This window comes from Streptomyces corynorhini (genome assembly GCF_003346515.1).
GTDB classification, from domain to species: Bacteria; Actinomycetota; Actinomycetes; order Streptomycetales; family Streptomycetaceae; genus Streptomyces; species Streptomyces corynorhini.
This window is the reverse complement of record NZ_QQNA01000440.1, coordinates 1-1,309: the sequence shown is the minus strand read 5'-3', so window position 1 is coordinate 1,309 and position 1,309 is coordinate 1. Positions and strand designations below refer to the sequence as shown.

Genomic DNA, 1,309 nt, shown 5'->3' with positions numbered 1-1,309 from the left:
CGCCGTCCCCCTGCCCGCCGCGACCCGGGGCGCGGCCGAACGCCACAAGCCGGGCCCCTGGAGGGGCCGATGACACGAAAGGGCCCGATGACCCGCAGTAGCACGATGCCTCCCAGGAGCCCGATGAGCCGCAGGAGCACTTTCCTGGCCGTCGTCCTCGCCACCGTCGGCGCGATGATCGTCGGCCTCGGCGTCTGGATCACCCGGGACGCGCAGCAGGGCGCGGCGGCCGGGCCTGGCGGCCGGGGCCTGCCCGACAACGCGGCCTCCGGCTCGATGCCACGGGGCGCGTGCGCGGCGAGCGTGCTGCTGGAGCCGCCCTGCGGGGCGTGGTGGGGCGCGTATGTCCCGTACGCGGAGAGCGGTTCGCTCAAGGACGCGGTGCACGCGTTCGAGAAGCGGATCGGGCGGCGGCTCGACCTCGTCTACAACTACCACGACATGTCGAACACCGAGCGGGACGGTGTGCTGCTCACCGCCGACGAGCAGGAGTTGGGCCGCGACCGCATGCTGATGCTGGCCTGGGAGTCCACCGTGTGGACCGAGCCGCACCACGAGAACTGGACCGAGACCCAGCTCGGCTGGCGCGACATCGCGTCGGGGATGCACGACCGCGACATCATCGATCCGCAGGCCAGACGGCTCAAGGCGTACGGCAAGCGGGTCTTCTTCTCCTTCGACCAGGAGACCGACTTCCGTACGCCGGACGCGGGCACACCCGAGGAGTTCATCGCCGCGTACCGCCACATCCACGACCGGTTCGCGAGACTGGGCGTCGACAACGTGGTGTGGGTGTGGACGGTCTCCGGCTATCTGGGGAACGCGGACCTGATGAAGGCGCTGTACCCGGGTGACGCGTACGTGGACTGGATCGGCATGGACCAGTACAACTACTACCACTGCCAACGGACCGCGAAGTGGCTGGACTTCGACAGCAGCCAGCGGCCGACGTACGACTGGATGCGCGAGAACATCTCGGACACGAAGCCCCTCATGATGTCCGAGTTCAGCACCGCGCCCGATCCGGACCGCCCGGACCGGCAGCGTGACTGGTACCGCGAGATCCCCGAGGTGGCGCCGACGCTGCCGGGGGTCAAGGCGCTGGTGCACTGGAACCGGCCGGTGCCGGGGAAGAACTGCGATCTGACCGTCAACAAGGGCCCGGCGCTGGACGGTTACCGGTACGCGGGCGAGGACGCCTACTTCAACCAGCCGCTCCCGTCGCGGTGAGGGCTTCTCGGAGTGTGCGCCGTGGCCTGCGCCCTGCGCCGTCACCCTCGCCCTCACCGCGACGGGAGCGGCTGGTTGA

Annotated in this window: 1 protein-coding gene; it reads left to right on the top strand. The window is 69.9% G+C overall.

Translation table 11 applies throughout. The features are described from left to right. Window positions 1-123: 123 nt before the first annotated feature. Window positions 124-1,230: a glycoside hydrolase family 26 protein gene (locus tag DVH02_RS34180; RefSeq protein WP_114627709.1), complete on the top strand. Its 1,107-nt coding sequence runs from the start codon at window positions 124-126 to the stop codon at window positions 1,228-1,230. The last annotated feature ends 79 nt before the right edge of the window (window positions 1,231-1,309 follow it).